General features: G+C 62.6%; 8 protein-coding genes. 2 read left to right on the top strand and 6 right to left on the bottom strand.

Annotated elements, in window-relative coordinates; all coding sequences use genetic code 11:
• Positions 1 to 5: 5 nt before the first annotated feature.
• The 4 genes from fusA to ACODSP_RS12285 form a co-directional block, all read right to left on the bottom strand.
• Positions 6 to 2,078, bottom strand: coding sequence for an elongation factor G (gene fusA, locus ACODSP_RS12270; protein WP_488965863.1), 2,073 nt, complete (start codon positions 2,076 to 2,078; stop codon positions 6 to 8).
• A gap of 18 nt (positions 2,079 to 2,096) precedes the next feature.
• Positions 2,097 to 2,567, bottom strand: coding sequence for a 30S ribosomal protein S7 (rpsG, locus tag ACODSP_RS12275; RefSeq protein ID WP_054169738.1), 471 nt, complete (start codon positions 2,565 to 2,567; stop codon positions 2,097 to 2,099).
• 12 nt (positions 2,568 to 2,579) lie between these two features.
• Positions 2,580 to 2,951 (bottom strand): 30S ribosomal protein S12, encoded by a 372-nt coding sequence (rpsL, locus tag ACODSP_RS12280; protein WP_054169737.1) that lies wholly within the window; start codon positions 2,949 to 2,951, stop codon positions 2,580 to 2,582.
• Between the two features lie 399 nt (positions 2,952 to 3,350).
• Positions 3,351 to 3,956, bottom strand: a complete 606-nt coding sequence (locus tag ACODSP_RS12285; RefSeq protein WP_488965864.1) for a Uma2 family endonuclease — start codon at positions 3,954 to 3,956, stop codon at positions 3,351 to 3,353.
• A 161-nt stretch (positions 3,957 to 4,117) separates the two neighbouring features.
• Between ACODSP_RS12285 and rimO the strand changes: the two genes are divergently transcribed.
• Complete coding sequence (gene rimO / locus ACODSP_RS12290; protein WP_488965865.1) at positions 4,118 to 5,455, top strand: 30S ribosomal protein S12 methylthiotransferase RimO; 1,338 nt, start codon at positions 4,118 to 4,120, stop codon at positions 5,453 to 5,455.
• A gap of 89 nt (positions 5,456 to 5,544) precedes the next feature.
• A complete protein-coding gene (locus ACODSP_RS12295) occupies positions 5,545 to 5,946 on the top strand; it encodes a DUF2306 domain-containing protein (protein ID WP_488965866.1) in 402 nt (133 codons plus the stop codon).
• Positions 5,947 to 6,290: 344 nt separating this feature from the next.
• Here ACODSP_RS12295 and ACODSP_RS12300 read toward each other — a convergent pair whose 3' ends face one another.
• Positions 6,291 to 6,572, bottom strand: a complete 282-nt coding sequence (locus tag ACODSP_RS12300; protein WP_488965867.1) for a hypothetical protein — start codon at positions 6,570 to 6,572, stop codon at positions 6,291 to 6,293.
• A gap of 10 nt (positions 6,573 to 6,582) precedes the next feature.
• A complete protein-coding gene (locus ACODSP_RS12305; protein ID WP_488965868.1) occupies positions 6,583 to 6,924 on the bottom strand; it encodes a hypothetical protein in 342 nt (113 codons plus the stop codon).
• Positions 6,925 to 7,034 lie beyond the last annotated feature (110 nt).

The raw sequence follows: 7,034 nt of genomic DNA on the forward strand, positions 1-7,034 counted from the left end.
CCAGTTCAGGCCACCTTGCTGCGAAGCTCGTCAGCGATGGCGTGCGGCGCCGGTTCATACGTTTCGAATTGCATCGAGTACTGTGCCCGGCCCTGACTGCTGGACCGCAGCGTATTCACATAACCAAACATCGTCGCCAGCGGCACCTTGGCATCGATCACCCGGGCATTGCCCCGCTGATCCATGCCGAGGATCTGCCCCCGGCGGCTGTTCAGGTCGCCGATGATATCGCCCAGATATTCATCCGGGGTCATCACCTCGACCTTCATCACGGGCTCAAGCAGGACGGGGCGAGCCTTGGCCAGCCCTTCCCGCAATGCCGTCCGCGCAGCCATTTCAAATGCCTGCGCAGAGCTTTCCACATCGTGGAAGGCGCCGTCGACCAGTTCGACCCGGATATCGACCACCGGATAACCGGCAACCACACCCGACGTCCTGGCGGCCTCAAGCCCCTTCTGCACGCCCGTGACAAATTCCTTGGGCAGCGTTTCCGCCGACACCTTGTTCACGAACACCAGCCCCCGCCCCGCTTCCGCCGGCTCCACCACCAGCTTGACGCGGGCGAACTGGCCGACATTGCCGATCTGGCGCCGATGCGTGTGATCCACCTCGCCCCGCGTGGTGATGGTTTCGCGGTAGGCCACCTTGGGCTTGCCCACCGCCGCCTCCACCCGGAACTCCCGGCGCATGCGGTCCACGATGATCTCCAGATGAAGCTCACCCATGCCCCGCAAAATCGCCTGGCCCGATTCGGGATCGCGGCCGATCCGGAAGGAAGGGTCCTCAGCCGCCAGACGGCCAAGTGCCACTGCCATCCGGTCATGATCGGCCTGACTACGCGGCTCGACCACCACCTCGATCACCGGCTCGGGAAACTCCATCCGTTCCAGCAGGATTGGATGGGCCGGATCACACAGCGTATCCCCCGTCGTCGTCCCTTCCAGGGAAGCAAACGCGACGATATCGCCCGCATGAGCTTCCTCAATCTCCTCCCGGCTGTTGGCATGCATCAGCAGCATGCGACCAGCCTTCTCTTCCTGCTTCTTGCCGGGATTGGCCATGACGGCATCCTGACGCAAAGAACCGGAATAGATACGAGCGAAGGTCAGAGATCCCACAAACGGATCATTCATCACCTTGAACGCCAGCGCCGCGAAGGGCGCCTCGTCACTAGCGGCGCGGGTGACCGCATCGCCCGACGGCGTCGTACCCTGAATGTCGCCCTTATCCGCCGGGGAGGGCAGAAAATCGACGACGGCATCCAGCATGGGCTGCACGCCCTTATTCTTGAAGGCCGACCCGCACAGCACCGGAACGAGCTTCAGCCCGATCGTGCCCTTGCGGATCAGGTGACGCAGTTGCTTCTCATCCGGCTCAACACCGGACAGGAAGGCATCGGTCGCCGCCTCTTCCATATCGACCGCCTGCTCGACCAGCTTGGCGCGCCAGCGCCTTACCTCGTCCAGCATATCGGCCGGCACATCCACCGTATCGAACCGGGCCCCCAACATGTCGTCGGCCCAGATGATCGCCTTCATGGCAATCAGGTCGACAACACCCTTGAAGCCCGTCTCCACACCCAGCGGCAACTGAAGCAGCACAGGGTTGGCCCCCAACCGCTCCGCAATCATCGCCACCGTCCCCAGAAGGTCCGCGCCGACGCGGTCCATCTTGTTCACGAAGCAGATACGCGGCACGCGGTACTTATCCGCCTGCCGCCATACCGTCTCCGACTGGGGCTCGACACCCGAGACCGCATCGAACAGGGCAACCGCACCGTCAAGAACCCGCAGGGAACGTTCAACCTCAATGGTGAAGTCGACGTGCCCCGGCGTGTCGATGATGTTGATGCGGTGGTCCTTCCAGACGCAGGTCGTGGCTGCCGAGGTGATCGTGATGCCCCGCTCCTGCTCCTGTTCCATCCAGTCCATCGTGGCGGTGCCGTTGTCGACCTCGCCAATGCGATAGGACTTGCCCGTGTAAAACAGGATCCGCTCCGTCGTCGTCGTCTTGCCGGCATCAATGTGCGCGGCAATGCCGATATTCCGATAAGAGTGGATGGGATGGGACCGGGCCATGGATTGGGGCGTCCGAACTTACCAGCGGTAGTGCGAGAAGGCCTTGTTGGCTTCGGCCATGCGATGCGTGTCTTCACGCTTCTTCACGGCGGTACCGCGCTGCTGCGCGGCATCCAACAGCTCACCCGACAGACGCTCGGTCATGGTGTTTTCCGAACGGTTGCGGGCCGCACCGATGATCCAGCGGATCGCCAGGGCCTGCGCACGGTCGGAACGCACTTCCACCGGAACCTGATAGGTCGCACCACCGACACGGCGGGAACGAACTTCCAGATACGGACGGACATTGTTCAGGGCGTCATGGAAGAGCTGCAGAGCGTCCTGCTTCGTCTTCACCTCGATGCGGTCGAGAGCACCATAGACGATGGACTCAGCCACCGACTTCTTGCCGTCGTACATCAGGCAGTTCATGAACTTCGTCAGCACGATATCGCCAAACTTGGCATCGGGCAGAACTTCGCGCTTGTCGGCTTTACGACGACGGGACATTGCTCGCTCTCCTTACTTCGGACGCTTCGCGCCGTACTTCGACCGGCGCTGCTTCCGATTCTTCACGCCCTGAGTATCGAGCGTGCCGCGGATGATGTGATAACGCACACCGGGAAGATCCTTCACGCGGCCACCACGGATCATGACGACCGAGTGCTCCTGAAGATTGTGACCTTCACCGGGGATGTAGCTGATGACCTCGTAGCCGTTCGTCAGGCGCACGCGGGCGACCTTACGAAGCGCCGAGTTCGGCTTCTTCGGGGTGGTGGTGTAGACACGGGTGCAGACGCCACGCTTCTGCGGGCATTCCTGCAGGGCCGGCACCTTATCCCGGGCCACCAACGGAGCCCGCGGCTTGCGGATCAACTGACTGATCGTCGGCATGAACGCCCTTCGCCTTTTCTCATATCCCCGAAACGGGGATGTCATTCCAAACCGGTCGCACCACCAACCTCATAATGACGGACGAAAAACACCCGCATACGAAGCTGGAGGCTCCGTGCGGGAGAATCTCATGCGCCGTCCGAACAAGGACTCGGGTGCGGCTATCGACTGTTCCGGGGAGGTTCCTTGGAGCTGGCCAACGTCCCTGATGGGTAAGCGCTTGATGCCAACAGTGGGGACAGCGTCTAGACGCCACGAGGGCGGGCTACAGCCTGCCCCCCCGAAATAGGTTGGCGGACTATAGGGATGTCGCCCCCCCCCGTCAAGCGCGACCCTAGGCCTTCCGCCACGTTGCCAACGCATCCTGGCCCCCAGGAGTCCGCAGGGCTGAAAGGCCCGTCAGGGGGCAGATGTTGCTGCCAGCGGCGGGCCATCGGCGGGGAGGGTCAGTTCCACATCCTCATAAACCTCGGCCATGGGGATGGTGACGCCGATGCTGTCGAGCGTGATGGAGGCTTCCAGACCCCGGATCGTTTCGACAATCCAACGGTCGCCATCGGCCCGCCAGAGCAAGGCTCGGGCCTCGTCCTGGTCCAGTTCCAGGACCTGCTGGATACCGACCGAGGCATAATCATCACGCTTGCGGGCCATTTCGCTGGCGGAATTGCTGGGCGAAAGGATTTCAACGGCCAGCAGCGGCATTTCCGCCGTCCGCCGGTCCGGGCCGCAACGGACCATCAGGTCCGGCGCGCGGACGGTCCAACGCTTGTCGATGCGCAGCACGCTGCCGCTCTCCACAACGCAGGGGCGGCCAGCATATTTCAGGCCCTGCTTCAGGCTGGCCCCCACATTCACATCCATGCGCCCATGGCTGCGGGTCGGCGCTGGCTGTGCCACCGGCCATCCTTCCACCAGCTCATAACGCAGGTCATCGCCCGAGTCCCAGCACAGGAACTCCTCTATGTTCATGCGTTTCAGGTCAGACCCGTCAAGAGCGACGGCCATGGCGGCATCCCGGCGGCGAACGTTCGGTTACCTTATATACCCCGAATCGTGCTGGCACACCATCCGCGCTGCTTTCCGCCACCCCGCCATGCTTGCGGCCCCACTGGCCTCATCGCGCGCACGGGACTATATAGGCCGCTTGTTTTCAAGGACCCTTCCCCATGACTAAGCAGACCCATTCCCCCGCCGCCGCGCCCAAGGTCGGCATCGTCTCCCTCGGTTGCCCCAAGGCACTGGTGGACAGTGAACGCATCCTGACCAAGCTGCGGTCGGAAGGGTATGAGATCTCGGGCTCCTATGACGGGGCCGACGTCGTGCTGGTCAATACTTGCGGCTTCCTGGACAGCGCCAAGGCCGAGAGCCTGGAGGCCATCGGCGAGGCCATCAAGGAAAACGGCAAGGTTATCGTCACCGGCTGTCTGGGCAAGGAAGAGAGCCTGATCCGTCAGAACCACCCCAATGTCCTGGCTGTGACGGGTCCGCACCAGTATGAGCAGGTGGTCAGCGCCGTTCACGAGGTGGTGCCGCCGCGTCATGATCCGTATCTGGATGTGGTGCCGCCGCAGGGCCTGCGCCTGACGCCCCGCCACTACGCCTATCTGAAGATCTCCGAGGGCTGCAACAACCGCTGCACCTTCTGCATCATCCCGTCCATCCGCGGTGATCTGGTCTCCCGCCCCGCCAACATGGTGCTGGCCGAAGCCGAGGCGCTGGTGAAGGCCGGCGTGAAGGAGATCCTGGTCGTCAGCCAGGACACCTCGGCCTATGGCATGGACACCCGTTATGCCGAAAGCAAATGGAAGGGCCGCCAGGTCCGCGCCAAGTTCATTGATCTGGCCCGTGAACTGGGTGACCTGGGCGCCTGGATTCGCCTGCACTATGTCTATCCCTATCCGCATGTGGACGAGGTGATCGGGCTGATGGCCGAGGGCAAGGTGCTGCCCTATCTGGACATCCCCTTCCAGCATGCCGCCCCCAACGTCCTGAAGGCCATGAAGCGGCCGGCCAACACCGACAAGGTGCTGGACCGGATCAAGATGTGGCGCCAGGGCTGCCCCGACCTGACCTTGCGCTCCACCTTCATCGTGGGCTTCCCTGGTGAGACGGAGCAGGATTTCCGGTATCTGCTGGACTGGCTGACCGAGGCGCAGATCGACCGTCTGGGTTGCTTCAAGTATGAGCCCGTGGCGGGCGCACCCGCCAACGAAATCCCCGGTGCCGTACCGAAAGAGGTGCAGGAAGAACGCTGGAACCGCCTGATGGCGCACCAGCAGGAAATCAGCGCCACGCGTTTCGCCACCAAGATCGGTCGCGAGATGGATGTGCTGATCGACGAGGTTGACGAGGAAGGGGCCGTTGGCCGCTCCTGGGCCGATGCCCCTGAGATCGACGGTGCTGTCTACCTAAATGACGAATTCAAGGTGAAGCCGGGCGACATGGTCCGCGTGAAGATCGAGGAAGCCGACGAATACGATCTGTGGGGCAGCGTCATTCGCTGATTTCTTTTACGTCCCTTTCACCAGGCCATTGATTTTCCTGTCTGGTTTGTCCGATAGGTTGGAAAAACCTATCGGACAGGGGATTTAAATTGCAGGGTTTCGATCTTTTCCTGAGCGCCCCGGCGCTGATCCAGCTTCATGCCGTGCTGGCGGCCACGGCCATCATCCTGGGTGGCGTACAGTTTGCCATGCCCAAGGGTACGCCGACCCACCGGCTTCTGGGCCGCATCTGGGTGGCCGCCATGGCGACCGTGGCGGTGTCCTCCTTCTTCATCCATGAAATCCGGATGTTCGGGCTGTTCAGCCCCATCCATCTTCTGTCAGTGCTGACGCTGATCACGCTGTGGCAAGCCATCCGTTTGGCTCGGCGAGGCGATATCGCGCGTCACAAGAAGGCGATGGTGCGGCTTTACGTTCTGGCGCTGCTTATCACCGGAGCCTTCACACTGCTGCCCGGCCGCCTGATGTATAAGGTGTTCTTCGGCGGTTGAGCCAATCGCCAGAGTTTTTGACCAATGGCGTTATCGTAGCGCGGATTAGCGAAAGCGTAATCCGTGGAGCAACGGTGAGGGGATTTCCGCGGATTACGGCTCACGCCTAGACCGGGTTTACGTTGACTGGAATCACCCCCTATCGTCATCCCGGCGAAAGCCGGGACCCAGCGTAAAGCGGCGTCTGCCGCGACATGAATCATATCGGCGCTAACCGCGCCTCACGCGGGGTCCCGGCTTCCGCCGGGATGACGAAGAAAACGCGCTTCCAGTCAGAAGAAGTCCGCTCTAATCCGCCATACGCAACCGCCATTGCAGCGCCAACGGTATGAACGGAGCGGGGACTACTCGTCCCCGATCCACACCTTGGCAGCCAAAAGGCGCTGCGCCCCTTCGCGCAGCTCATCATGCAGGTGCCGGACCTCCGTCACGACCCGTTCTTCCAGCTGGTCCAGCTTACGGCCACGATGGGCATGCAGCAGGCTGCCCAGCTTCTTGGCCGTGCGGGCCAGCGGCGCGAAGGAACGGCCAACGCCCAGCACCTCGTCCCGGTAATCGGGCTGAAGCACATTGGGGTACAGCCGGTCCATGCGGTCCAGCGCCAGGGTCAGCTGGGTACGGTTCATCAACCCACCCTCAATTCCGGATAACCGGGCGCCAGCGCGGCGACTTACCCCCACCCTGCCCAGTCTTGGCCTCTGCCGCCTGAACGCGCAGCGAGCCCGGCGGTGGCGGGGTTGGCACCGCAGTCGGGGCCGCCTGACGGGTAGTCAGCGACCGCAGCCAGTAGATATGCGCGATAGCGACAACCGCACCGACGGGAATGGGTGCCGCCACCAACAGCATCGGGTTCTGCTCCGCGATGGACATCGCCTGCGGCAGGCTGCGCAGCACCTCCCCCACGATGGAGGCGGCACCGACCCCCGACAGGGCCGCGAATAGCAAGCCTACCCTGCCTGACAGAAAACCCTTGGCCATGGCCAACCACTCCCACCCAAAATCAGTGACGGCTATTTAGGCGTTGGCATGCTGGCTTGCCAAGGGCGAAGCGTCAAACCCCGTAATGGAAAAGGGCCGCCCCGTTTCCG

This window comes from Niveispirillum sp. FG156, from assembly GCF_057809555.1.

What these genes read in the sequence shown, in the direction of transcription:
- fusA (WP_488965863.1), bottom strand. Translation starts at nt 2,078, where the DNA reads ATGGCCCGGTCCCATCCCATCCACTCTTATCGGAATATCGGCATTGCC.
- rpsG (WP_054169738.1), bottom strand. Translation starts at nt 2,567, where the DNA reads ATGTCCCGTCGTCGTAAAGCCGACAAGCGCGAAGTTCTGCCCGATGCC.
- rpsL (WP_054169737.1), bottom strand. Translation starts at nt 2,951, where the DNA reads ATGCCGACGATCAGTCAGTTGATCCGCAAGCCGCGGGCTCCGTTGGTG.
- ACODSP_RS12285 (WP_488965864.1), bottom strand. Translation starts at nt 3,956, where the DNA reads ATGGCCGTCGCTCTTGACGGGTCTGACCTGAAACGCATGAACATAGAG.
- rimO (WP_488965865.1), top strand. Translation starts at nt 4,118, where the DNA reads ATGACTAAGCAGACCCATTCCCCCGCCGCCGCGCCCAAGGTCGGCATC.
- ACODSP_RS12300 (WP_488965867.1), bottom strand. Translation starts at nt 6,572, where the DNA reads ATGAACCGTACCCAGCTGACCCTGGCGCTGGACCGCATGGACCGGCTG.
- ACODSP_RS12305 (WP_488965868.1), bottom strand. Translation starts at nt 6,924, where the DNA reads ATGGCCAAGGGTTTTCTGTCAGGCAGGGTAGGCTTGCTATTCGCGGCC.